Origin of the sequence: Terracoccus sp. 273MFTsu3.1 (genome assembly GCF_000383675.1) — a bacterium.
Classification (GTDB): domain Bacteria; phylum Actinomycetota; class Actinomycetes; order Actinomycetales; family Dermatophilaceae; genus Terrabacter.
Map to the genome: position 1 here is coordinate 51066 of NZ_KB911822.1, position 23409 is coordinate 74474.

The window sequence follows — 23409 nt, forward strand, 5'->3', positions numbered from 1 at the left end:
CCAGGCGACTCGGGCCGCGGACGTCGCGGCCCGCGGGGTCGAGGGCTCAGGTGCGCGGGCGCCAGCGCTTCCAGAGCGCCTCGGCCTGCGCTCGCACCTTGCCGTCGAAGCGCAACTCGATCGAGACCGTCATCTGGGGCTCGTCGGACTCGGTGACGGTCGCGAAGAGCTCGACCTCTTCGTGCAGGGGAGCCGGTCGCAGGTAACGCACGTCGAGCCCGGCCGTGACGTAGGAGAGGTCCGCGCCCGGCAGCGGCGGCCAGCCCCGGCGCTCGGCCTCGAGCATGACGGCCGCCGCGCTGTGGCAGTCGAGCACCGTGCCGATGATGCCGCCGTTGAGGTAGCCGAGGCCGTTGTCGTGCTCGGGCCACGGCGTGAACGCCGCCGTCACACCCCCGTCGCCGCCCTCGCCGAGGGGGTAGCTCTTGAGCTGCAGGCCCTTCGCGTTGCCCGGCCCGCAGCCGAAGCACGGGAGGTTCGGGTAGAGACGCTCCTGGATGCTGAGCCCGCGGGCAGCCACTGCGGTGTCGACGTCGGTGTCCGGCATGCGCCCAACCTACAAGCGTGCGCCCGGTCACGAATTGGTCCAACCTCTTGATGAGTTGACGCGAGCGGTGTCATCCTCGAGCGCATGAGCCAGAGTGGATTCAGCCCCGTCCCGCGCCGGTCGGTCTCCGACGAGGTCTTCGCCGAGCTGCGCGACGCCGTGCTCACCGGCCGCTTCGCCCCCGGTGACGCGCTGCCGCCGGAGCGCGAGCTCGCCGCCTCCTTCGCCGTCAACCGGCACGCCGTCCGCGAGGCCCTCCAGCGCCTCCAGCTCGCCGGCTTCGTCCGCGTCGTCCACGGCGGCGGCACGACGGTCCTCGACGTGCGCAGCACCGCGGGCCTCGACCTGCTCGCCCACCTCGCGCGCTCCGGCGACGGTCTCGACCCGATGATCCTGCGCGACGGCCTCGAGATGCGCCGCTGCATCGGCGTCGAGGCCTCCAGCCTCGCGGCGACCCGGGCGACCGATTCGGCACGGGCGAGCGTCGTGGCGGCAGCGGCGGCATACGGCTGCCCCGACATCGACGACGCCGACCGGGACTTCTGGCTCGCCGTCGTCGAGGCCAGCGGCAACCTCACCTTCCGGCTCGCGCTCAACTCGCTCGTCCACGCCATCGACGGCAGCCCCGAGGTCATGGACGCGCTGCTCGCCGGCGACCGCGCCGACCTCCTCCCGCACGCGCCGCTCGCCGACGCCATCGCGACCGGTGACACGGCCGGGGCCGCGCGGCTCGCCGACGCGATCCTCACCCAGGCCATCGACGTGTGGGCCTCGCTCACCGACGACGGGCGCACGCTCGACCCGATGACCAAGGGGGCGTGATGGTCGACATCATCCTCACGGCGATCCCCTTCTTCATCGCCTTCATCGTCATCGAGGTGCTCTCGCTGTGGCTCGCGCCCGACGACGACGAGGTCGGCTACGAGGTCCGCGACACCGTCACGAGCCTCACCATGGGCATCGGGAGCGTCGGCGTCGGGATCCTCTACAAGGCGTCCCAGCTCGTCGTCTACGCCGCGTTGTATGCCGTGACCCCGCTCCGCCTCGACACCTCGCTGTGGTGGGTGTGGGTCGTCATCTTCTTCGCCGAGGACCTCGCCTACTACTGGTACCACCGCGCGCACCACGAGGTGCGCATCCTCTGGGCCAGCCACGTCGTGCACCACTCGAGCCAGCGCTACAACTTCTCGACCGCGCTGCGCCAGACGTGGACGCCCTTCGGCGGCATCCCGTTCTGGGCGCCGCTCGCGCTCCTCGGCGTCCCGGTCTGGGCCATCTTCCTCCAGCAGTCGATCTCGCTGCTCTACCAGTTCTTCCTCCACACCGAGCGCGTCGGGAAGCTCTGGCGCCCAGTGGAGTTCGTCATGAACACGCCCTCGCACCACCGCGTGCACCACGGCATGAACAACGCCTACCTCGACCGCAACTACGGCGGCATCCTCGTCATCTGGGACCGCCTCTTCCGCTCCTTCGAGCCGGAGGGCGAGCGCGTCGTCTACGGCCTGACGAAGCAGCTGCGCACCTACAACCCGCTCGTCGTCGCCACCCACGAGTACGCCTCGATCTGGGCCGACGTCCGCAGCGCCCGCTCGTGGCACGACCGCTGGGGCTTCGTCCTCCGCGGCCCGGGCTGGCAGCCCCGCACCTGACTCGGCGCGGCTGGCCGAGGCCCGCCGTGAGGGCCACGATGGAGGGATGGGAGCGGCCCCCGCTCCCGGGACCAGGAGGACCCATCGTGAGCACGTACCAGGTCGGCTACTTCGTCGGCAGCCTGTCATCGACGTCGATCAACCGGACGCTGAGCAAGGCGCTCATCCGCCTCGCGCCGAAGGACCTCGAGTTCACCGAGCTGCCCATCGGCAACCTCCCCCTCTACAGCCCCGACTTCGACGCCGACTACCCCGCCGAGCCGGCCGCGCTCAAGGAGGCGATCGCTGCCTCGTCGGCCGTCCTCTTCGTGACGCCCGAGTACAACCGGTCGATCCCCGGCGCCCTGAAGAACGCCATCGACTGGGCGTCGCGCCCGTGGGGGCAGAACTCCTTCAACCACGTGCCCGCCGCCGTCATCGGCGCCTCGCCCGGCCAGATCGGCACCGCCCTCGCCCAGCAGAGCCTCCGCGGCGTCCTCAGCTTCTGCAACGCCCGCCAGATGACCTCGCCGGAGGCCTACGTGACCCTCCGGCCGGGGCTCGTCACCGATGACGGCGAGGTCACCGACGAGTCGACCGCGACCTTCCTCACCGACTTCATGCAGGAGTTCCGCGACCACATCGAACGCGTCCTCACGGTGCTGCCCCGCGACTGAGTCCGCACCGACCGACGGACGTCACGCCCATCCGGAGGCACCTCACGCGGCATACGGCCCGGGATCCGTCGGACGAAGAGCCACCTACGGGCCGTGCGGCGGGGTTACCGTGGCGGGACCTCGGGGGAACGAGCCGCGCGCCCCGGCGCGCCCGCCCCTCGAAAGGTCGACTCACATGAAGAAGATCTGGTTCGCGATCGTCGCGGCCCTCGCCCTGCTGCTCGGGGCGTCAGCGCCCGCGGGCGCCGTCACCAACGGCACGCTCGACGGCAACGGCCACCCCTACGTCGGGCTCATGGTCGCCCAGGACGCCGCCGGCAACCCCTTGTGGCGCTGCTCCGGCACGCTCCTCAGCCCCACCGTCTACCTCACCGCCGGACACTGCACCGAGGCTCCCGCTGCCCACGTCGAGATCTGGTTCGCCGCTGACGTCGAGCACGGCATCCCCGGCAACGGCTACCCGCTCAACGGCGATGTCGGCGGCACGCCGCACACCATCCCGTCGTTCGACACGGACGCGTTCTTCCTCCACGACGTCGGCGTCGTTGTGCTCGACACGCCGATGCCCATGGCGGTCTACGGCGCCCTGCCCGCTGCCAACCAGCTCGACGCCCTCAAGCCGAGCCGCTCGACGACGTTCACCTCGGTCGGCTACGGCCTCCAGAAGGCCTTCCCCGACGCCGCCGCCTGGAAGGAGTCGGCGCTGCGCATCCGCATGGTCGCGCACCCGCACCTGCTCCAGATCAACACCGGCTTCACCGGCCCCCAGTCGCTCCTGCTGTCCAACAACGCCAACACCGGCGGGACCTGCTTCGGTGACTCCGGCGGCCCGAACTTCCTCGGCACGAGCAACGTCGTCGCGGGCGTCACGTCCTTCGGCATCAACCCGACGTGCGCCGGCACCGGCGGCGTGTTCCGCGTCGACCGGCCCGACGTCCTCGCGTTCGTCAACGGCTTCCTCGCGGGCTGACGGCCGCAGCTCGCCACCGCTGCCACGGGCACGGGTGCATATGCCGTGTGCCCGGGTCCGCTACGTCAGTGCTCCGCGTGGCGAAGCACTGACGTAGACGGCGTCGGCCGGGACCGCGCTGAGGCGCGGTCCCGGCCACCCGGCATACGACCCGAAAAGGTCAGTGGGCGCTCGAGGTTTTCCAGAGGTTGATGCCGCCCTCGACCGCGTGCTGGTCGATCGTGTCGAGCTCCTCCTGCGAGAAGTCGAGGTTGTCGAGCGAGCCGAGGCTGTCCTCGAGCTGGGCGACCGACGAGGCCCCGATGAGCACCGACGTGATGCGCTGGTCGCGCAGGATCCAGGCGAGCGCCATCTGCGCGAGCGACTGACCGCGCGACTGCGCCATCTCGTTGAGGGCGCCGATGTGCGTGAGGTTCTGCTCGGTCAGCAGGTCGGTCGAGAGCGACTTGTCCTGCGACGCGCGCGAGCCCTCCGGCACGCCGTTGAGGTACTTGCTCGTGAGCATGCCCTGCGCGAGCGGGCTGAAGGCGATGCAGCCGACGCCCTCCTCGCCGAGCACGTCGAGCAGGTCCTCCTCGACCCAGCGGTTGAGCATGGAGTAGCTCGGCTGGTGGATGAGCAGCGGCGTGCCCATCGACCGCAGGATCTCGACGGCCTCGCGAGTGCGCGGCCCCGAGTAGGAGGAGATGCCGGCATACAGTGCCTTGCCCTGGCGGACGGCGGTGTCGAGCGCGCCCATCGTCTCCTCGAGCGGCGTCGTCTCGTCGAAGCGGTGGGAGTAGAAGATGTCGACGTAGTCGACGCCCATTCGCGCGAGGGACTGGTCGAGCGAGGACAGGACGTACTTGCGGCTGCCACCACCCTGGCCGTACGGGCCCGGCCACATGTCGTAGCCGGCCTTCGTCGAGAGGATCAGCTCGTCGCGGTAGCGCTTGAAGTCCTGCGCGTAGATCGCGCCGAAGTTGCGCTCGGCGCTGCCGTAGGGCGGTCCGTAGTTGTTGGCGAGGTCGAAGTGCGTGACGCCGAGGTCGAACGCGCGGCGCAGCGTCGCGCGCTGGCGGTCGAGCGGAACGTCGTCGCCGAAGTTGTGCCACATCCCGAGCGAGACGGCCGGCAGGTCGAGCCCCGAACGGCCGGTGCGGCGGTAGGTCATCGAGTCGTAGCGGCTGCGCGAGGCCTGGTAGTCGTCGGCGTGAAGAGTCATGCGACCCAGTCTCGTCCCCATGGCGTATGCCGCCAAAAGCCGGGTCACGCTGTGGCCGTCGCGCCGGCCGGCTGGGGGATCCGCAGCGGATGCTCGGCGGATGTGGAGGGTTCTCCCCGTTGCCCTTGTGCAGTAGTTGAACGCGAGTCAGACTGCGCGTGGGGAAGTCAACGATGTCAACTGCAGCGTGGCAGGAGGACCGACAGCATGACCCGAATCAACATGACCGTCGACGGGGTGAGCTACTCCGACGAGGTCGAGCCCAGGACCCTTCTGGTCCAGTACCTTCGCGAGAGCCTGGGGAAGACCGGAACCGTCATCGGATGCGACACGAGCAACTGCGGTGCCTGCACCGTGCACCTCGACGGCACGAGCGTGAAGTCGTGCAACGTCCTCGCCGTCCAGGCGGACGGCCACGAGGTGACGACGATCGAGGGGCTCGCCACGGACGGTGAGCTCCACCCGGTGCAGCAGGCCTTCCACGAGTGCCACGCCCTCCAGTGCGGCTACTGCACCCCCGGCATGATCATGCAGGCGTGTGACGTCCTCAAGAACAACCCCGACCCCAGCGAGCAGGAGATCCGAGAGGGTCTCGAGGGCAACCTCTGTCGCTGCACCGGCTACCACAACATCGTCAAGGCCGTGCAGCAGGCGGCCGGTGCGATGAGCTCAGCGAGTTCGGCCAGCTCGGCGAGCGCGCAGGCGGTGTCGTCATGACGATCACCGAGGACCGCCCGTCCGACGCTGCGACACCCGAGATCGGCAGGTCGCGCGCCCGCAAGGAGGACCAGCGCCTCATCACGGGCCGCACCCGGTGGACCGACAACATCCAGCTCCCCGGCATGCTGCACCTGGCCATGGTGCGCAGCCCCTTCGCCCACGCCACCGTCACCGCCATCAACACCGACGAGGCGAGGAAGGCCCCGGGTGTCGTCGGTGTCATCACCGGTGCGGACATCAAGGACGTCCAGGGCGCGGTCGCCAACGCGTGGCCGCTCAACGGTGAGCAGAAGACCCCGAACCACCTGCCTGTCGTCGTCGACCACGTCGCGTGCGCCGGCGAGATCGTCGCCGTCGTCGCGGCGCGCACCGCGGCCGAGGCGAGAGATGCCGCCGAGCTCGTCGACGTCGACTACGACGAGCTGCCGGCGGTCCTCGACCTCAAGGAGGCCGTCAAGGACGAGGTGCTCGCCCACCCCGACCTCGGCACCAACACCTCCGCCGTGTGGACCCTAGACTCGGCCGCCCAGGGGTCGGGCACCGACGTCGAGGACGAGATCGCCGCCGCGCGGAGCGACGGCGTCGTCATCGAGCGCGAGTTCCGCCAGCAGCGGCTCATCCCCGCCTTCATGGAGCCCCGGTCGACGGTGTGCGACCCGACCGGCGAGCAGATGACGGTCTGGAGCTCGACGCAGGTCCCGCACATCCTGCGCTTCCTCGTGGCCGCGACGACCGGCATCCCGGAGTCCAAGGTGCGCATCATCGCCCCGGACGTCGGCGGCGGCTTCGGCGGCAAGCTCCAGACGACGCCCGAGGAGTTCGCGACGATCGCCGTGGCGCGACGGCTGGGCAAGCCGTGCAAGTACACCGAGACGCGCAGCGAGTCGCTCCTCTCCGGCCACCACGGACGCGACCAGTGGCAGAAGTTGACGCTGAGCGCCCGCAAGGACGGCACGGTCACCGGCCTCAAGGTCGAGCTGCTCGCCGACCTCGGCGCCTACGTCGGCGTCGTCGGCGGCGGTGTGCCGGTGCTCGGCGCGTGGATGTTCAACTCCATCTACAAGTTCGCCGCGTACCACTTCACCGTGCGAACGCTGCTGACCAACAAGACGTGGGTCGACGCGTACCGCGGGGCCGGTCGGCCCGAGGCGACGTTCGCCATCGAGCGCATGATGGACGAGCTCGCCGCCGAGCTCGGCCGCGACCCCCTCGAGGTCCGTGAGCAGAACTGGATCACGCACGGCGAGTTCCCCTTCACCACGGTCGCCGGCATGACCTACGACTCGGGCAACTACGAGGCCGCGACCGCCAAGGCCAAGGAGCTCTTCGGCTACGACGAGCTGCGGGCCGAGCAGAAGCATCGCCGCGAGAGCAACGACCCGGTCCAGCTCGGCATCGGCATCTCGACCTTCACCGAGATGTGCGGCCTTGCGCCGTCACGCATCCTCGGCGCGCTCAACTACGGCGCCGGCGGCTGGGAGAGCGCCAGCATCCGGATGCTCGCGACCGGCAAGGTGGAGGTGCTCACCGGCGTCTCGCCGCACGGCCAGGGCCACGAGACGGCGTGGAGCCAGATCGTCGCGGACCGTCTCGGTGTGCCCTTCGAGGACGTCGAGGTGCTGCACGGCGACACCCAGATCTCGTCCAAGGGGATGGACACCTACGGGTCCCGCTCCCTCGTCGTGGGTGCCGAGGCCGTCGTCCGCGCCGCGGACAAGGTCATCGAGAAGGCCAAGGTCGTCGCAGCGCACCTGCTCGAGGCGAGCGTCGACGACATCGAGTTCACGGGTGGTCGCTTCGGCGTCAAGGGCACCGACAAGGGCGTCACGATGCCCGAGGTCGCGCTCGCGACGTGGACCGGTCACAACCTGCCCGACGGCGTGGAGCCGAGTCTCGACGCGGACGCCACCTTCGACCCGGACAACTTCTCCTTCCCGCACGGGACCCACCTGTGCGCCATGGAGGTCGACACCGAGACCGGGGCGACGACGATGCGCAAGTACGTCTGCGTCGACGACATCGGCAACATCATCAACCCGCTCATCGTCGAAGGGCAGGTGCACGGAGGTCTCGTCCAGGGCATCGCACAGGCCCTGTGGGAAGGCGCGGAGTACGACGACCAGGGCACGCTCGTGACCGGTTCGTTCGTCGACTACACCCTGCCGACCTCAGCCGACACGATCAGCTTCGTCACCGACCACACGACCTCGCCCTCGACCTACACCACCTTGGGCACCAAGGGAGTGGGCGAGGCCGGCGCGATCGCCTCGACGCCGGCCGTCGTCAACGCCATCGTCGACGCCGTCCGGGCGTTCGGTGTCGACGACATCCTCATGCCATGCACGCCCGAGCGGGTGTGGAAGGCGATCCAGAAGGGCCGTTCGGTCCCGGGCGAAGGCGAGCGCGACGCGCAGCCGCACTTCGACGAGGGCGTGCCCAACCAGGATCCCGGCGCCGCGACCGAAGGGAGCCAGGCATGATCCCCGCACAGTTCGACTACCTCGCCCCGACGTCCGTGGCGGATGCCGTGGCGGCGCTCGCCGAGCACGGCGACGAGGCCAAGGTGCTCGCGGGCGGCCAGTCGCTGCTGCCGATCCTGCGCATGCGGCTCAACGCGCCCGGGGTCGTCATCGACCTCGGTCGCATCCCCGAGCTGCAGGGGGTCTCCGAGGACGGTGACCACCTCGTCATCGGCGCCATGACGACGTATGCCGCCGTGCTCGCCTCCGAGGCCGTCACGACGCACGCGGCCCTGCTGTCCAAGGCGATCGCGACCGTCGCGGACCCGCAGATCCGCCACCGCGGCACCGTCGGCGGCGCGCTCGTGCACGCCGACCCGGCCGGTGACGTCGGGGCGCCGGCGCTCGCGCTGGGAGCCGAGCTCGTCATCGCGGGCGCGGACGGCTCGACCCGCACCGTCGCGGCCGAGGACTTCTTCGAGGACCTCTTCGCGACGGCCGTCGGCGAGGGCGAGCTGCTGACGCAGATCCGCATCCCGAAGCACACGGGCTGGGGCGCGCACTACGAGAAGTTCGTCCGGGTCAGCCACCAGTGGTCGATCGTCGGCGTCGCAGCCACGGTGCGCAGCGAGGGAGGCTCCATCGCCGAGGCCCGGGTCGGCCTGACGAACATGGGCTCGACGCCGCTGCGGGCGCGCTCGGTCGAGGAGGCCCTCGTCGGGCAGCCCGCGACCGACGAGGCCGTCCGTGCGGCCGTCGCGTCGGTCAACGACGGCACCAACCCGCCGTCGGACCTCAACGGCGACTCCGACTACCGCAAGCACCTCGCCACGGTGCTGACGCGGCGCGCGGTCCTCGCCGCGGCAGGAGCGTGATCGCCGGATGGACCTGACGCACTCCTTCACCGTGCCGACCTCGGTCGACGACGCCTGGGCCCTCTTCATGGACCTCGAGCGCGTCGGCAGCTGCTTCCCCGGGGCGACCGTGACGGAGGTGACCGACGACGGCTTCTCCGGCACGGTCAAGGTCAAGCTCGGGCCGATCGCGCTCGTCTACTCCGGGTCGGGCTCGTTCGTCGAGCGCGACGACGCGGCGCACCACGCCGTCATCGAGGCCAAGGGCAAGGACAAGCGGGGCAACGGCACGGCGGGCGCCACCGTGACGATCACCTTGACCCCCGACGGCGACGGCACCCGCGCCGACGTCATCACCGACCTCGCCGTCACCGGCAAGCCGGCGCAGTTCGGCCGCGGCGTCATGCAGGACGTGTCCGACAAGCTGCTCAACGCGTTCGTCGCCTGCATCGAGAAGCAGCTGACCGGTCCCGAGGCGGCACCGGAGGCCGCTCCCGAGGCGGCGGCCGCGCCGGCCGGCGCAGCACCGTCCGGCGGCTTCGTCGAGACGGCATCGGACGCCCTCGCGGCCGACACCGGCGCCGGGGTCGGTGCCGGGGTTGGTGCCGGGGTGGGCGTCACGTCGGCCGCGCCCGCCACGGCGGCGCCGGCAGCGGCGCACCGTCCGCCTGCCCCGCGCCGGGTCCCGGCCTCCGTCGAGGAGGACGCCCCCCTCGACCTCGGTTCGGCAGTGATGCCCGTGCTGGTCCAGCGGTATGCCGGTTACGCAGCGGCTGCCGCCATCGGGGTCGTCATCGGTTGGCTCATCGGCCACCGGGGCGACTGACCCCAGCACGTGCAGCAGGCCCGGTCGCGCTCCCGACCGGGCCTGCGGCATACGCGCGGGGTGTGCTGGCGTTGGACCTCACGAGACCCCGTCCCCGAACCCAGGAGAGTCATGTCCCGCGTCATCCTCATCGGCGGCCACGGCAAGGTCGCGCTGCTCGCCGCCCCGCTGCTCGTCTCCGACGGCCACGACGTCACCTCCGTCGTGCGCAACCCCGACCACGTGGCCGACGTCGAGGCGACCGGTGCCACGGCGGCCGTGCTCGACGTCGAGCACGCCACGACCGAGCAGATCGGCGACCTCGTGCGCGGCAGCGACGTCGTCGTGTGGTCGGCCGGCGCCGGCGGCGGCAGCCCCGAGCGGACGTATGCCGTCGACCGCGACGCCGCGATCCGCTCGATGGACGCGGCGGAGCAGGCTGGGGTCGGGCGCTACGTCATGGTGTCCTACTTCGGGGCCGGGCCCGATCACGGCGTCCCCGAGGACGACGGCTTCTACGCGTACGCCGAGGCCAAGGCCGCGGCCGACGAGCACCTCCAGGGCACCGACCTCGCGTGGACGATCCTTCGCCCGAGCGGCCTGACCACCGACGCCGCCACGGGTCACATCGAGACCGGTGCGGGCGTCCAGGCGGGGAAGGTCTCGCGCGACAACGTCGCCCACGTCATCCGCGCCGTCGTCGAGCACCCCGACACGACGGCCCGCCGCATCCTCCCCTTCAACGACGGCTACCGCCCCATCGACGAGGTCATAGGGACCACCCCCACCGCCACAGCCTGACACCGCGCCCCCCGCCCCGACCCCTCAACTCGAGTGAGCGCGTCGTCTCACTCGAGTGAGCGCGTCGTCCCACTCGAGTGAGCGCGTCGTCCCACTCGAGTGAGCGCGTCGTCCCACCTGACTGGGTCGCCTGTGACTACCTACTCACTCGAATGTGACTGCGCGCTCACTCGACTGTGACTGGGCGCTCACTCGACTGTGACTGGGCGCTCACTCGAGTGTGATTGGGCGCTCACTCGAGTGTGACTGGGCGCTCACTCGAGTTTCAGGGGCGGGCGACGTGTTCGGCGATGACGAGGTCCTGCCAGGCCATGCCGACGCTCTTGAAGACGTTGGGCCGGTCGGTCACTCGCTCGACCCGGCCGCGCACGAGGTCGGCGAGCGTGCGCACGTCGGCCCAGTCGAGGGCGCCCTGCGCGGCGGCGAGGATGACGTCGCCCGCCTCGCGGTGCGCCGTGCCGATGTCCTCGACGACGACGAGCGAGCGCCCCAGCAGCGCCGACCCGAGCTCGCGCCGGTGCGGCTCGTGCGACCCGATGGCCACGACGCAGGCGCCGTCCGCGACCCAGTCGTCGCCGAGCACCGGGGTCGCCGACGACGTCGCCGTCACGACGACCTGAGCCCCACGCACGGCCGCCTCGACCCGCGGGTCGTCGACGGTGAGCCCGCGCGTGGTGAGCCGGTGCGTCGAGGCGAGCCCCGAGATCCGTTGTGCGGTCGCGCGGGCCGCGTCGTCCCGGCGCCCGACGACGGTCACCGAGGTCGTGTGCCGGATGGCGAGCAGCGCCTCCGCGTGACCGAGGGCCTGGGGTCCGCTGCCGAAGATGACGGCCGACGCGACCTCGTCCGGGGCGAGCACGTCCATGGCGACGGCGGACACCGCCGGGGTGCGCAGCGACGTGACGGCGGTCCCGTCGACGAGCACCGACGGGGACAGGGTGTCCGCGTCCATGAGGACGTAGACCGCCTGGATGCGGTCGAGGCCCCGCGCCGCGTTGCCCGGTGCGACGGTGAGCACCTTGACCCCGGCCGCGCGGCCGTTCGCCGACGGCATGACGAGCAGCTGCCCCCTGCCGTCACCGACGTCGGCGACGAGCCGGGCGGGGTCCGACGCCGGGTCGAGGCCGTCGGCGAGCTCGCGACGGATGAGCCTGCGGGCGCGGTCGGGGGAGAGGGTCCGGCGCACGGAGGCGGCGTCGACCCAGCGCGGCTGCTGCACCTCAGTCCTCGCCGGCGCTCGAGCGGGCGCGCTCGACCCGCACCGGGTCGCCACCGGCGTCCGTGACGGTCGCGAGGTGGGTGCGCAGCTGCCTGGCGAGCGACCACTGGGTGACCTCGTGGGTGATCGAGCGCACCCAACCCGGGTCGACGGCATACGCCAGCGTCAGCACGACGAGCGTGCCGTCGCCCTCGGCGTCGAAGCGCCACGAGAACGGTTCGGGGGTCACGTGCGGCGGCAGTCGGAGCGCCGGCTCGCCCACGGACGCGGCCAGCGCCCGGGCGACGGACGGCGGGAGCGGGACGTGGACATCGGCACTGACCTGGGGCACTCCTCGACTGTAGGTGTCGGCGTGGGGCGCCGCCCGTCCGGGCCGCGCGGGTGGCCCGGATCCACGCATGTGCGTGCCGGTGCCCCCGGGACGTAGGCTCGAGCGGATCGCCCACCACCCCGGGCGGCAGCCGTCAACGACGACACGAAGTCAGGACTCCATGGCGCTCAGCGTTTTCGATCTCTTCTCGGTCGGTATCGGGCCGTCGAGCTCGCACACCGTCGGTCCGATGCGGGCCGCCGCCCTCTTCGCGGAGCGGCTGCGCGACGAAGGAGTCATCGACCGGGTCGCCCGCGTGCGCTCGCAGCTCTTCGGCTCGCTGGGTGCGACCGGCCACGGGCACGGCAGCGACAAGGCGGTCCTGCTCGGCCTGACGGGCGAGCGGCCCGAGCTGTGCGACCCGCGCAAGGTCGAGGGGCGCCTCGCCGAGATCCGCGCGACGAAGCGGCTGAGCCTGCTCGGCGAGCACGAGATCGACTTCATCGAGCTCGAGGACCTCACGCTGCACCGCCGCAAGACCCTCCCGCTGCACCCGAACGGCATGACGTTCACGGCGCTCGACGCCGCCGGCGCGACGGTCGCCGAGCACACGTATTACTCGGTCGGCGGCGGCTTCGTCGTCGGTGAGGACGCTGACGGGTCGACGAAGATCGTCGAGGACTCGACGCCGGTCGCGCACCCGTTCCGCACCGGGGACGAGCTGCTCGCCCACTGCAAGGAGACGGGCAAGTCGATCGCCCGCATCATGCTCGAGAACGAGCTGTCGTGGCGCACCGAGCAGGAGGTCCGCGACGGCCTCCTCGAGGTCTGGCGCGTCATGAAGGAGTGCGTGCGCAACGGCATTGCCACCGAGGGCGTGCTGCCCGGCGGCCTGCGCGTGCGCCGCCGCGCTCCCGAGCTCGCCCGCCGGCTCTCGCTCGAGGCCAACAGCGACGACCCGCTGCGCGGCATGGACTGGATCACCCTCTACGCGCTCGCCGTCAACGAGGAGAACGCGTCGGGTGGGCGCGTCGTCACCGCCCCCACCAACGGCGCGGCCGGCATCATCCCCGCGGTGCTCCACTACTACGCGAACTTCGTCAACGGCGCCGACCGCGACGGCATCGTGCGCTTCCTGCTCACCGCCGGTGCGATCGGCGTCATCTACAAGGAGACGGCCTCGATCTCGGGCGCCGAGGTCGGCTGCCAGGGCGAGGTCGGGTCGGCCTGCTCGATGGCGGCCGCCGCGATGGCCGCCGTCATGGGCGGCACGCCCGAGCAGGTCGAGAACGCCGCCGAGATCGGCATGGAGCACAACCTCGGCCTGACCTGCGACCCCGTCGGCGGCCTCGTGCAGATCCCGTGCATCGAGCGCAACGCCATCGCCTCCGTCAAGGCCATCACCGCGGCACGCACCGCACTGCGCGGCGACGGCTCGCACGTCGTCTCGCTCGACAAGGTCGTCAAGACGATGCGCGAGACCGGCCGCGACATGAAGGTGAAGTACAAGGAGACCGCCCGCGGCGGTCTCGCGGTCAACGTCATCGAGTGCTGACCCCGGGAAGTGCGGGACAAGGGCACCTGTTCCGCTCCGGAATGGTGAGCGGACGGGCCTGCCCGGGTGCCGCCCGTCCCTCCGAGGGGCGGGCGGCTACCCGTGTCGAGGCCGGTCAGGGCTGGTCAGGGCTGCGTCACGTCGGGCAGCGGTAGCTCGACCTCGCACTCGTAGTAGCGCATCTGCAGGCGGCCGTGCTCGGCGTCGATCGTGCCCTCGCCGATGGCGATGACGTCATCGAGCCACCGGTGCGACGGCGCCTCAGACTGGAAGGTGAGGACGTGGACGCCACGCCCGTCCTGGAGCGACGACAAGCCGGTCAGGGTGAAGAGCACGACCCCGTCCTCGACGTGGATGACGCCGCGGGCGTCCGGCGAGGCCCAGCCCTCGCGAATGCGGGGAAAGTTCGACCACGAGGCCGTGCCGGACAGCCGGCCCGTCAGGGTGCCGGTGCCCTGGCCGTAGACGCGTCCGTCACGTCCGGTCGAGGGCTCCACCCTGTGGATGAGGTCATAGGTCCAGCTCGCGTCGCAGAGAGGGTTGAGACGCATGGCAGCCTCCTCGGGAAGGTCCGACCCCTTCGACGGTACTCCCGTCGTCGCGCCCGCGCTGCTGTCTGCCCGAGGTCATTTACCGGTGGTGGACCTCGGCGCTGCTGACTGGATACGTCTGTCCTGCAACGTATCTCGCATACATCTGCGCCGTCGCCCCACCCTCGGCCACGATCTCGGCAAAGAAGTGCGCCGAGTCCCGGACCGTGCGCTCCTGCGTCTCGTAGTCGAGGGCCACGAGGCCGAACCGGGGCCCCTCACCCTCGTTCCACTCCCAGTTGTCGACGAAGCACCAGTGGTAGTAGCGGTCCATCGGAACCCCTTGGGCCCGGACGTCGCTCACGGCAGACAGGTGCTCCCAGAGGTATCGCGACCGGAAGGCGTCGGCGGCGTCGCACGTGCCGTTCTCGGTCACCCAGACCGGGAGCCCGTAGGTCTCCCACGCCCAGCGGGCCGTCTCACCGAGCCCGGCGGCATACACCTCCCAGCCGAGGTCGTTGACCGGGACGCCGGGCGGCGTGCCGTCGTCGAAGCGTGTCACCGTCGTGCGGGAGTAGTAGTTGAGCCCGAAGAAGTCGGCGTAGCGCCCCGGGACGATCCCCGGCGGCCGGCGGAGCGGCGGCGCGAACTCCCCGGTCGTCATCGCCCGCACGATCGCGTCCTGGAAGAGGTGGCGCATGACGGGGGTCAGCGCCCGGTGCCACGGGTTGCGGGGGTTACCCGGGCGGAAGAGCCGCAGGTGGTGGGCGACCCCGACCATCGTGTCCGACGCGGGCCTCAGTGCGTGGATGAGGGTGTACGCCCGGATGTGCGCGGCCGCGAGCACGCCGTAGACCCTCATCCCCTCGCGCAGGCTCCGGTGGCCCGGCGGGAAGTCGCCGAAGACGTGGGCGCCCGTGACGTAGACGTTCGGCTCGTTGATCGTCACCCACTCCGCGACGAGGTCGCCGAGTCGTGTCACGACCTCGCTGACGAAGCGCTCCCACACCCACAGGGCGCCCGGCGCCAGCCACCCGCCGTCGCGCTCGAACCACAGCGGGTGGCTGAAGTGGTGCAGCGTCACGAGGGGGCGGATCCCCTTGGCGCGCAGGAGTTCCAGCTCCTCGCGGTAGCGGGCGAACGCCGCCTCGTCCCACCCGCCCGGGCGCGGCTCGAGGCGCGCCCACTCGACGCTCATCCGGTGGACCTGCACCGCGAGCGAGGCCATCAGATCGGTGTCCTCGCGCCAGCGCCGCCAGTGGTCGGTGGCGCGCCGTGGCGTCGAGCCGTCGGCGATGGTGCCCGGGCGGTCGGCCCAGTCGGTCCAGCTGCTCTCGACGTCGCCGCCCTCGACCTGTGTGGCCGCGGTCGCGACGCCGAGCAGCAGCCCGTCGAGCCGGAAGCCGTAAGCGGTCGCCATGCGGCTCAACGTACCGGCGCCCGATGCGACAGACTGGCGCCCGTGGGTCACGTGTCCGTCGCAGATCACCGGGCCGCCGTCGAGCGGCTGCTCGGCGACGGCTCACTCGAGCGGATGACGCTCGACCGCCACGCCGCGGGACGCCGCCTCGCCGCCGACCTCGTCGCGGCCGACGACCTGCCGCGCTTCGACGCCTCCGCCATGGACGGGTATGCCGTGTGCCCGGGTTCGCCGGACCAGCGCGCCTACCCCGTCGTCGGGGACGTGCCCGCCGGGTCGGCGCCGGACTTCGTGCTGGCCCCCGGTGAGGCGGCCCGGGTCATGACGGGTGCGCGGGTGCCACAGGGCACGGTCGCCGTCGTCCCCGTCGAGCGCACCGACGCGAGCCCCACCGGTCCCGCGCCCCAGCACGTGACCGTCGACCTCGATCCCGCAGCGGGCCAGCACATCCGTCCATGCGGCGAGGACGTGGCCGCCGGGTCGGTCATCGCGACGTCCGGCACCGCCGTGACGGCGGCACTCATCGCGCTCGGCCGGTCGGCCGGGTGCACGACGATCGAGGTCCACGTGCCGACGAGGGTCGCGGTCATCGCGACCGGCGCCGAGCTCGCGCCGCCCGAGGCCGACCCCGGCGCCGGCGGCATCCACGAGTCGAACTCCGACATGGTCGCCGCCCTCGCCGAGGCAACCGGCTGCGACGTGCGCCGTGTCGAGGTGTGCTCCGACGAGCCCGACGACCTCCGGGCCAGGCTCGACGCGCTCGACGCCGACCCCGAGGTCGACCTCGTCGTCACGACCGGGGGCGTCAGCGCCGGCGCCTACGAGGTCGTGCGACAGGTCTGCGAGCCGCTCCCGACCTTCGACTTCGTCCACCTCGCGATGCAGCCTGGCGGCCCGCAGGGGCTCGGCCGCTACGGCTCCACACCGGTCGTCTGCCTGCCGGGGACGCCGGTCGGCGCGTTCGTCGCCTTCCACGTGCTCGTCCGTCCTGCGCTCGACCACCGCCACGGGGTGCCGCCCACGCGACCCGGCCGGGCGGCATACGTCGGCAGGACCCGACGCACGCGCACGGGGCGCGTCCAGTTCGTCACGAGCGTCCTCCACGACGACGGCACCGTCAGTGCTCCCGACGCCCGGCACCTGACGGCGCTCGCCGCGGCGACCTGCCTCATCGAGGTGCCCGAAGGTGTCGACCAGCTCATCGAGGGAGACCTCGTCGCCGTCCACCCGGTGTGAACGGGGCACCCGTCGAGCGCCCCTAGGCTGGTGGGCGTGAGCGCGACCCTGGTGGCCAAGGACCTCGCCGGGGGCCACGCCCACCGGACTCTCTTCGAGCACCTCGATCTCACGGTCGCACCGGGTGACGTCGTCGGGGTCGTCGGCGCCAACGGGGCCGGCAAGTCGACGCTGCTGCGCCTGCTCGCCGGCGAGGACGAGCCGCTCGGCGGCACCGTGACGACGGCGCCCTCCGACGCGTTCGTCGGCTGGCTGCCGCAGGAGCACGAGCGGCTCCCCGGCGAGACCGTCGCCGACCACATCGGTCGCCGCACGGGCGCCACCGCCGCGACCTTGGCCATGGAGGAGGCGGCCGCCGCCCTCGGGAGTGACGACCCAACCGCCGACGAGCGGTATGCCGTCGCGCTCGACCACTGGCTCGTCAGCGGTGCGCCCGACCTCGACGACCGGATCCCGCCCATGCTCGCCGAGCTGGGCCTCGACGTCGGACCCGACGCGCTCATGACGTCACTCTCCGGAGGCCAGGCGGCCCGGGCGGCGCTCGCCGCGCTGCTGCTGAGCCGCTTCGACCTCGTGCTCCTCGACGAACCGACCAACGACCTCGACCTGGCCGGACTCGACCGGCTCGAGGCCTTCGTCCACGGCCAGCGCGGGGGAGTCGTGCTCGTCTCTCACGACCGCGAGTTCCTGGCCCGTTGCGTCACCCGCATCGTCGAGCTCGACCTCGCGCAGAACTCCGTCGCCGTCCACGACGGCGGCTACGAGTCCTACCTCGAGGAGCGCGAGGTCGCGCGTCGGCACGCGCGCGAGGCGTACGAGGCGTATGCCGGCACGAAGTCCGACCTCGAGGCGCGGGCCCGCACGCAGCGCGAATGGTCGTCCAAGGGCGTCCGCAACGCGATGAAGAAGAGCCCCGACAACGACAAGATCCGGCGCTCGGCGCAGCAGGACTCGGCCGAGAAGCAGGCACGCAAGGTGCGCCAGATGGAGTCGCGGATCGCCCGGCTCGACGAGGTCGCCGAGCCGCGCAAGGAGTGGGTGCTGCAGTTCACCATCGCTGCGGCGCCCCGGTCGAGCTCGGTGGTCGCGACGCTCAACGAGGCCGTCGTGCGCCGGGGGGACTGGACCTTCGGTCCGGCGTCGCTGCAGGTCGAGGCGCGGCGGCGCATCGGCATCACCGGGCCGAACGGCGCCGGCAAGACGACCCTGCTCTCGCTCCTGCTCGGACGGGTCGACCCCGACGAGGGGAGCGCCTCGCTCGGGGCCAGCGTCGCCGTCGGCGAGATCGACCAGTCGCGCACGGGTCTGCGCGACGACCTTCCGCTCGGGGACGCGTTCGGCGAGGCCGTGCCCGACCTCAACCCGGCCGACCGTCGCACCCTCCTCGCGAAGTTCGGGCTCAAGGCCGACCAGGTCGCCAGCGCCGTCGGGCGGCTGTCGCCGGGCGAGCGCACCCGGGCCGCGATGGCGCTGCTGCAGGCGCGGGGCGTCAACCTCCTCGTCCTCGACGAGCCGACGAACCACCTCGACCTGCCCGCCATCGAGCAGCTCGAGGAGGCCCTCGACTCCTACGACGGGGCCCTGCTCCTCGTCTCGCACGACCGCCGGCTGCTCGAGAACGTCCGCCTCGACGAGCGCTGGCACGTCGAGGGCGGGAAGGTCACCGCGACCTGACCGCGCGCGCCGAGCCGGGCGCGTGTCGATTCCCGGGGTGCTCGTTCGTCATCGAGTGAGCGGTCACCAGCCCGGTGGCCGTGAGCCCACGGAGGTCATCATGAGTCACCCCATCGTCCACGCCGAGATCCGCTCGAGCGACCCCGACGCCACCCGCGCCTTCTTCGGCGACCTGTTCGGCTGGACCTACCCCACCGAGGGCGCCTTCCCCGGCTACACCTTCGTCGAGACGGGCGTGCCGGGCGCGCTCTACACGGCCATCAGCCCGCTGCAGGGCGACTCCGACCTCGTGACGTTCTTCGTCGATGTCGACGACGTGGCCACCTCCATCGCCGACGCGACCCGCCTCGGCGGCCGGGTGGTGCAGGAGCCGGTCACGGTCCCGGGCGTCTCGTTCGCCCTCATCGCCGACCCGCTGGGCCACGTCGTCGGCCTGGCCCAGCAGCTCTGACACCCACCCCGCGACACACCGAGAAGGTCACAACACACCGGCGTCCGATCCCGGTGTGTCGTGACCTGCACGGTGTGTTGCCGAGGGAGGCGCGGGGGTGTCAGCCGGGGGAGTTGGTCGGGTCGGCGACCCACGGGCCGAGCGGCGGGTCCCACCGGCGCACGACGCGGCGCAGGATGTGCCCGCCGAGCCAGTACGGGTCCTGGTCGAACGTCTCCGTGACCGCCTCGAGCGACTCGCCGGAGCAGACGATGAGCGCCGCGTTGACCGCCTCCTGGTCGGTCGGCTCGCCCTCGCTCACCTCGTCGATGCCGTCCTGGTACATCCCCGCGACGAGGAGCCCCGAGAGCCCGCTCAGCCACTCGCGGTGCTCGGGGCGGATCGTCAGCATCTCGGTCGCGTCGTCGGGGTAGGTGTAGTGGATCGCGAAGATCGCCACGGTGGGGCTCCAGTCGCTCGGTGGTCGGGGGAGGGGGAGTGGGTCAGGTGGTCGTGATCCGGTGTGCACCGGCATACACGTTGAGGCGGGTGCCGCGCACGAAGCCGAGCAGGCTCATGCCGGCGTCCTCGGCGCACTCCACTGCGAGGGACGACGGCGCCGAAACCGCTGCGAGGCAAGGGATCCCGGCCATGATCGCCTTCTGCGTCAGCTCGAAGGACGCGCGACCCGACACGACGAGGACGCAGCCGACCCCGGGCACGCGCCCGTTCTGCAGGGCCCACCCGACGACCTTGTCGACGGCGTTGTGCCGGCCGACGTCCTCGCGGACGACGAGCAGCTCGCCGTCGGCGGTGAAGAGGCCGGCGGCGTGCAACCCGCCCGTCTTGTCGAACGACCGCTGCTCGACGCGCAGGGCGTCGGGCAGCTCGGCGATGATCTTGGCCGCGAACTCCGTCGTGTCGGCGCGCACGTCGAAGGCCGACTGCGCCCGCAGCTGCTCGATGCTGGCCTTGCCGCAGACGCCGCACGACGAGTTCGTGAAGAAGGCGCGCGTGGCCGAGGCGGGCGGCGCGGCCACGCCGGCCGCCAGCGTCACGTCGATGACGTTGTACGTGTTCTCGTCGAAGCCGCTCTCACCCGACACGACCGCGCCCTCGCAGTAGCGCGCCAGGGCGATGTCGTCGGCGGACCGGATGAGCCCCTCCGACATGAGGAAGCCGTGGACGAGCTCGATGTCGTGCCCCGGCGTGCGCATCGTCACCGTGAGCGGCGTGCCGTTGACCCGCAGCTCGAGCGGCTCCTCGACCGTGAGGGTGTCGGGGCGCGTCGTCGACGACGGGGTCGCGAGGTTGATCGTCGTGACCTTGCGCCGCACCGTGACCCGTCCCATGACCTCAGCCTGCCAGACTCCGTGCCAGACTCCGATGGGTGCCGTCCCGCCCATCTGAAGCGCCCGCGGTCGTCGTCGTCCTGACGGGCGGGGCCTCGCGGCGGATGGGCTCCCACAAACCCGTCCTCGACGTCGGCGGCCGGCCCCTCGTCGCACGCGTCCTCGACGCGGCCGGCGAGCGTCCGGCGCTCGTCGTCGGCCCCGGTCAGGGTGTCCCCGACGGCGTACGCGTCGTGTGGGAGCGCGTCCCCGGTGGCGGTCCGGTGGCCGGCGTGTCCACCGCCGTCGAGGCCCTCGCCACCGACGCCGCCACGAGCGGCATGCCGATGCCGTATGCCGTCGTGCTGCTGGCCGCGGACCTGCCCTTCGTCACCTCCGCCCACGTCGACCGGCTCCTCGAGGCGCTCGGGTCGGCCGACCTCGCCGTGACGGTCGACGGTGACGGACGCAGCAACTGGCTCTGCTCGGCCTGGCGCCTCGCCGCCCTGCAGGGGCGTCTCGACGAGCTCGGGGACCCGTACGGCAGGAGCATGCGCGACCTCGCCGACGGCATACGCACGCAGGCGGTCGACGACCCCTCCGGGGTCGCGCTGGACGTCGACACGCCGGCCGACCTGGCCCGTGCGCGCGACCTTGCGCGCGACCGTTCGCGCGAGCGTGCGCGCGGCCGCGCGGAGCACCGTCCGAGCGCCGACTGACGGCCGCCTGAGGCGGTCGACGGGCGACTCTGGGAGATCGCCCAAGTCGGGCCCTGCGGCGAATCCCCCTGCGGCCAAGCGCTACTCCGGACTTCGGAGGCATTTGGCAAAGACTTGGTAAGCCCCGTTGACCCGTGTTCTGGGCTGCTGCCAACGTCACGCACGTTCCGGCCCGATCTCATGTCGTGAGATGAGCGGAACTCCCTCCAAGCGGCCCACGAGCCGCATCTCGACTAGGAGCAACCAGTGAATCGACTGAAGTCTGGGCTGGCGACCGGAGGGCTGCTCGCCCTCGCCCTCGCCATCTCGCCGGCGATCCCGGCGGGCGCAGCGGCAGGTGCAGGACGCGACAAGGCGCCTGCCCCCGAGTCGCAGAGCCTCAAGGCGACCGAGCAGTCCCGAGCAGCATCGTCCGCGAGCGCCCTCGGCCTCGCCTCGGGCGAGAAGCTCACCGTCAAGTCCGTCATCCAGGACGCCAACGGCGCGACGCACGTCCGCTACGAGCGGACCTTCGACGGCCTGCGCGTCATCGGCGGCGACTTCGTCAGCCACAAGGACTCCTCGGGTGCCGTCAAGAGCGTCACGTGGAACTACCGCAAGAACGTCACCCCCGCGACGATGACCCCGAGCGTCTCCAAGAGCGAGGCGCACCAGGCCGGTCTCGCCGCGTCGAAGGCCAACAAGGAGACCGCCACCCCCGGTGAGCTCGTCGTCTTCCAGTCGGCCACCGGTCCCAAGCTCGCCTACGAGGTCATCACCGAGGGCATCAAGGCCGACCAGACCCCGACCCGCCTGCACACGATCGTCGACGCCACCACGGGCAAGACCCTGACGAGCTGGGACGACATCAAGCACGGCACGGGCAACGGCATCTTCGTCGGCTCCGTCACGCTCGGCACGACCGCCGGGACGACGTACACGATGAAGGACACCCACGGGAACTACACGACCGACCTCAACCAGGCCACGAGCGGCAACGGCACGACGTTCACCGACGCCGACGACGTCTGGGGCAACGGCCTGCAGAGCAACCGCCAGTCGGCGGCCGTCGACGCGCACTACGGCGCCGGCAAGACGTACGACTACTACAACACCCAGCTCGGCCGCGCCGGCATCTGGAACAACGGCACCGGCGCCCGCAGCCGCGTCCACTACGGCCAGAACTACGTCAACGCCTTCTGGGACGGCACGCAGATGACGTACGGCGACGGCGCCAACAACGCGGCCCCGCTCGTCGAGCTCGACGTCGCCGGCCACGAGATGAGCCACGGCGTCACCGAGAACACCGCGGGCCTCGCCTACACCGGCGACGCCGGCGGCCTCAACGAGGCGACGTCGGACATCTTCGGCACGGGTGTGGAGTGGTACACGAACAACCCGAGCGACACCCCCGACTACCTCATCGGCGAAGAGATCAACATCAACGGCAACGGCACGCCGCTGCGCTACATGGACAAGCCGAGCAAGGACGGCGGCTCGAAGGACTGCTGGAGCAGCTCCCTCGGCGGCCTCGACCCGCACTACTCGTCCGGCCCGCTCAACCACTGGTACTTCCTGGCCTCCGAGGGTTCGGGTGCCAAGACGATCAACGGCGTCAGCTACAACAGCCCCACCTGTGACGCCTCGACGGTGACCGGCATCGGCCACCTCAAGGTCGAGAAGATCTGGTACCGCACGCTGTCGACGTACCTCACCTCGAGCAGCAACTACGCGGCGGCCCGCACCGGCGTCATCAAGGCGGCCAAGGACCTCTACGGCGCCGGCTCGGCCGAGTGCACCGCGGTCGACAAGGCCATGGGCGCCATCTCGGCCCCGGCCAGCACCGAGACCTGCGGCACCGGCGGTGGCGGTGGCGGCGGCGCGGCCCTGACCAACGGCGGCTTCGAGTCCGGCCAGACCGGCTGGACCGGCACGACGGGCCCGATCACCAACAACACGGGCCGCCCGGCCCACGGCGGTTCGTACAAGCTGTGGCTCGGCGGCAACGGCACGGCCGGCTCCGAGAACGAGTCGCAGACCTTCGCCGTCCCGTCCACGGCCACCGCTCCGGCGCTGACCTACTGGATCCGCATCGACACGGCCGAGACCACGACGACGAGCGCCTACGACACGGCCACCGTCCAGATCAACGGCGTCACGAAGCAGAGCTACTCCAACCTGTCCACGCCGAAGGCGTCCTACGTCCAGAAGACGATCGACCTCACGGCCTACAAGGGCACGAACGTCACGCTGAAGTTCGCCGACACCGAGGACTCCTCGCTCCAGACGAGCTTCGTCATCGACGACGTCGCGACGAACTTCTGACGGATCGAGCACGTCG

23 protein-coding genes are annotated in these 23409 nt (G+C 71.4%); 15 read left to right on the forward strand and 8 right to left on the reverse strand.

Going from position 1 to position 23409, the window contains the following annotated elements; translation table 11 throughout:
* Positions 1 to 46: 46 nt before the first annotated feature.
* Positions 47 to 547 carry a PaaI family thioesterase gene (locus H283_RS0110505; protein WP_020143477.1) on the reverse strand — a complete coding sequence of 167 codons (501 nt, stop codon included), beginning with the start codon at positions 545 to 547 and terminating at the stop codon, positions 47 to 49.
* Positions 548 to 631: 84 nt separating this feature from the next.
* Here H283_RS0110505 and H283_RS24720 point away from each other — a divergent pair, with 84 nt between their 5' ends.
* From H283_RS24720 to H283_RS0110525, 4 genes are all read left to right on the forward strand, one after another.
* Positions 632 to 1369 carry a FadR/GntR family transcriptional regulator gene (locus tag H283_RS24720; protein ID WP_020143478.1) on the forward strand — a complete coding sequence of 246 codons (738 nt, stop codon included), beginning with the start codon at positions 632 to 634 and terminating at the stop codon, positions 1367 to 1369.
* Positions 1369 to 2196: a sterol desaturase family protein gene (locus H283_RS0110515; RefSeq protein WP_020143479.1), complete on the forward strand. Its 828-nt coding sequence runs from the start codon at positions 1369 to 1371 to the stop codon at positions 2194 to 2196. Before H283_RS24720 ends, H283_RS0110515 begins: the two co-directional genes overlap by 1 nt.
* Before the next feature lie 86 nt (positions 2197 to 2282).
* Positions 2283 to 2852, forward strand: coding sequence for an NADPH-dependent FMN reductase (locus H283_RS0110520; protein WP_020143480.1), 570 nt, complete (start codon positions 2283 to 2285; stop codon positions 2850 to 2852).
* 175 nt (positions 2853 to 3027) lie between these two features.
* Entirely contained in the window at positions 3028 to 3822 is a 795-nt protein-coding gene (locus tag H283_RS0110525; protein WP_020143481.1) for a trypsin-like serine protease, read from the forward strand.
* A gap of 160 nt (positions 3823 to 3982) precedes the next feature.
* Here the strand turns inward: H283_RS0110525 and mgrA are convergent, their stop codons facing one another.
* Positions 3983 to 5026 (reverse strand): L-glyceraldehyde 3-phosphate reductase, encoded by a 1044-nt coding sequence (mgrA, locus tag H283_RS0110530; RefSeq protein ID WP_020143482.1) that lies wholly within the window; start codon positions 5024 to 5026, stop codon positions 3983 to 3985.
* A 207-nt stretch (positions 5027 to 5233) separates the two neighbouring features.
* On the opposite strand from mgrA, the gene H283_RS0110535 reads away from it, so the two are divergent.
* The 5 genes from H283_RS0110535 (at position 5234) to H283_RS0110555 (ending at position 10665) form a co-directional block, all read left to right on the forward strand.
* Positions 5234 to 5743 carry a (2Fe-2S)-binding protein gene (locus H283_RS0110535; protein ID WP_020143483.1) on the forward strand — a complete coding sequence of 170 codons (510 nt, stop codon included), beginning with the start codon at positions 5234 to 5236 and terminating at the stop codon, positions 5741 to 5743.
* Complete coding sequence (locus tag H283_RS0110540; protein WP_020143484.1) at positions 5740 to 8226, forward strand: xanthine dehydrogenase family protein molybdopterin-binding subunit; 2487 nt, start codon at positions 5740 to 5742, stop codon at positions 8224 to 8226. Before H283_RS0110535 ends, H283_RS0110540 begins: the two co-directional genes overlap by 4 nt.
* Positions 8223 to 9080: a xanthine dehydrogenase family protein subunit M gene (locus H283_RS0110545; RefSeq protein ID WP_020143485.1), complete on the forward strand. Its 858-nt coding sequence runs from the start codon at positions 8223 to 8225 to the stop codon at positions 9078 to 9080. The genes H283_RS0110540 and H283_RS0110545 overlap by 4 nt, the downstream gene beginning before the upstream one ends.
* Before the next feature lie 7 nt (positions 9081 to 9087).
* A complete protein-coding gene (locus H283_RS0110550; RefSeq protein ID WP_020143486.1) occupies positions 9088 to 9885 on the forward strand; it encodes an SRPBCC family protein in 798 nt (265 codons plus the stop codon).
* Between the two features lie 111 nt (positions 9886 to 9996).
* Positions 9997 to 10665 carry an NAD(P)-dependent oxidoreductase gene (locus H283_RS0110555; RefSeq protein WP_020143487.1) on the forward strand — a complete coding sequence of 223 codons (669 nt, stop codon included), beginning with the start codon at positions 9997 to 9999 and terminating at the stop codon, positions 10663 to 10665.
* 265 nt (positions 10666 to 10930) lie between these two features.
* Here H283_RS0110555 and H283_RS0110560 read toward each other — a convergent pair whose 3' ends face one another.
* A complete protein-coding gene (locus H283_RS0110560) occupies positions 10931 to 11884 on the reverse strand; it encodes an ornithine cyclodeaminase family protein (protein WP_020143488.1) in 954 nt (317 codons plus the stop codon).
* Between the two features lies 1 nt (position 11885).
* Positions 11886 to 12215 carry a hypothetical protein gene (locus H283_RS28115; RefSeq protein ID WP_020143489.1) on the reverse strand — a complete coding sequence of 110 codons (330 nt, stop codon included), beginning with the start codon at positions 12213 to 12215 and terminating at the stop codon, positions 11886 to 11888.
* Positions 12216 to 12375: 160 nt separating this feature from the next.
* Between H283_RS28115 and H283_RS0110570 the strand changes: the two genes are divergently transcribed.
* On the forward strand, positions 12376 to 13749 hold the full coding sequence (locus H283_RS0110570) for an L-serine ammonia-lyase (protein ID WP_020143490.1): 1374 nt from the start codon (positions 12376 to 12378) through the stop codon (positions 13747 to 13749).
* 125 nt (positions 13750 to 13874) lie between these two features.
* On the opposite strand, the gene H283_RS0110575 is transcribed toward H283_RS0110570, so the two are convergent.
* On the reverse strand, positions 13875 to 14300 hold the full coding sequence (locus tag H283_RS0110575; RefSeq protein WP_020143491.1) for a hypothetical protein: 426 nt from the start codon (positions 14298 to 14300) through the stop codon (positions 13875 to 13877).
* 79 nt (positions 14301 to 14379) lie between these two features.
* Positions 14380 to 15699, reverse strand: coding sequence for a glycoside hydrolase family 1 protein (locus H283_RS28120; RefSeq protein ID WP_020143492.1), 1320 nt, complete (start codon positions 15697 to 15699; stop codon positions 14380 to 14382).
* 42 nt (positions 15700 to 15741) lie between these two features.
* On the opposite strand from H283_RS28120, the gene glp reads away from it, so the two are divergent.
* From glp to H283_RS26615, 3 genes are all read left to right on the forward strand, one after another.
* On the forward strand, positions 15742 to 16935 hold the full coding sequence (gene glp, locus H283_RS28125; RefSeq protein ID WP_020143493.1) for a gephyrin-like molybdotransferase Glp: 1194 nt from the start codon (positions 15742 to 15744) through the stop codon (positions 16933 to 16935).
* 36 nt (positions 16936 to 16971) lie between these two features.
* Entirely contained in the window at positions 16972 to 18609 is a 1638-nt protein-coding gene (locus tag H283_RS0110590) for an ABC-F family ATP-binding cassette domain-containing protein (protein ID WP_028785494.1), read from the forward strand.
* Between the two features lie 100 nt (positions 18610 to 18709).
* Complete coding sequence (locus H283_RS26615; protein WP_156023121.1) at positions 18710 to 19060, forward strand: VOC family protein; 351 nt, start codon at positions 18710 to 18712, stop codon at positions 19058 to 19060.
* A 100-nt stretch (positions 19061 to 19160) separates the two neighbouring features.
* On the opposite strand, the gene H283_RS0110600 is transcribed toward H283_RS26615, so the two are convergent.
* Positions 19161 to 19499: a YciI family protein gene (locus H283_RS0110600; protein ID WP_020143496.1), complete on the reverse strand. Its 339-nt coding sequence runs from the start codon at positions 19497 to 19499 to the stop codon at positions 19161 to 19163.
* Positions 19500 to 19542: 43 nt separating this feature from the next.
* Positions 19543 to 20391, reverse strand: a complete 849-nt coding sequence (gene fdhD / locus H283_RS0110605) for a formate dehydrogenase accessory sulfurtransferase FdhD (protein WP_028785495.1) — start codon at positions 20389 to 20391, stop codon at positions 19543 to 19545.
* 38 nt (positions 20392 to 20429) lie between these two features.
* On the opposite strand from fdhD, the gene H283_RS24730 reads away from it, so the two are divergent.
* Together H283_RS24730 and H283_RS0110615 are read left to right on the forward strand one after the other, a co-directional pair.
* Positions 20430 to 21089, forward strand: a complete 660-nt coding sequence (locus tag H283_RS24730; protein ID WP_156023122.1) for a molybdenum cofactor guanylyltransferase — start codon at positions 20430 to 20432, stop codon at positions 21087 to 21089.
* Positions 21090 to 21335: 246 nt separating this feature from the next.
* Entirely contained in the window at positions 21336 to 23393 is a 2058-nt protein-coding gene (locus H283_RS0110615) for a M4 family metallopeptidase (RefSeq protein WP_020143499.1), read from the forward strand.
* Positions 23394 to 23409 lie beyond the last annotated feature (16 nt).

What these genes read in the sequence shown, in the direction of transcription:
- H283_RS0110505 (WP_020143477.1), bottom strand. Translation starts at nt 547, where the DNA reads ATGCCGGACACCGACGTCGACACCGCAGTGGCTGCCCGCGGGCTCAGC.
- H283_RS24720 (WP_020143478.1), top strand. Translation starts at nt 632, where the DNA reads ATGAGCCAGAGTGGATTCAGCCCCGTCCCGCGCCGGTCGGTCTCCGAC.
- H283_RS0110515 (WP_020143479.1), top strand. Translation starts at nt 1,369, where the DNA reads ATGGTCGACATCATCCTCACGGCGATCCCCTTCTTCATCGCCTTCATC.
- H283_RS0110525 (WP_020143481.1), top strand. Translation starts at nt 3,028, where the DNA reads ATGAAGAAGATCTGGTTCGCGATCGTCGCGGCCCTCGCCCTGCTGCTC.
- mgrA (WP_020143482.1), bottom strand. Translation starts at nt 5,026, where the DNA reads ATGACTCTTCACGCCGACGACTACCAGGCCTCGCGCAGCCGCTACGAC.
- H283_RS0110535 (WP_020143483.1), top strand. Translation starts at nt 5,234, where the DNA reads ATGACCCGAATCAACATGACCGTCGACGGGGTGAGCTACTCCGACGAG.
- H283_RS0110540 (WP_020143484.1), top strand. Translation starts at nt 5,740, where the DNA reads ATGACGATCACCGAGGACCGCCCGTCCGACGCTGCGACACCCGAGATC.
- H283_RS0110545 (WP_020143485.1), top strand. Translation starts at nt 8,223, where the DNA reads ATGATCCCCGCACAGTTCGACTACCTCGCCCCGACGTCCGTGGCGGAT.
- H283_RS0110550 (WP_020143486.1), top strand. Translation starts at nt 9,088, where the DNA reads ATGGACCTGACGCACTCCTTCACCGTGCCGACCTCGGTCGACGACGCC.
- H283_RS0110555 (WP_020143487.1), top strand. Translation starts at nt 9,997, where the DNA reads ATGTCCCGCGTCATCCTCATCGGCGGCCACGGCAAGGTCGCGCTGCTC.
- H283_RS0110570 (WP_020143490.1), top strand. Translation starts at nt 12,376, where the DNA reads ATGGCGCTCAGCGTTTTCGATCTCTTCTCGGTCGGTATCGGGCCGTCG.
- H283_RS0110575 (WP_020143491.1), bottom strand. Translation starts at nt 14,300, where the DNA reads ATGCGTCTCAACCCTCTCTGCGACGCGAGCTGGACCTATGACCTCATC.
- H283_RS28120 (WP_020143492.1), bottom strand. Translation starts at nt 15,699, where the DNA reads ATGGCGACCGCTTACGGCTTCCGGCTCGACGGGCTGCTGCTCGGCGTC.
- H283_RS26615 (WP_156023121.1), top strand. Translation starts at nt 18,710, where the DNA reads ATGAGTCACCCCATCGTCCACGCCGAGATCCGCTCGAGCGACCCCGAC.
- fdhD (WP_028785495.1), bottom strand. Translation starts at nt 20,391, where the DNA reads ATGGGACGGGTCACGGTGCGGCGCAAGGTCACGACGATCAACCTCGCG.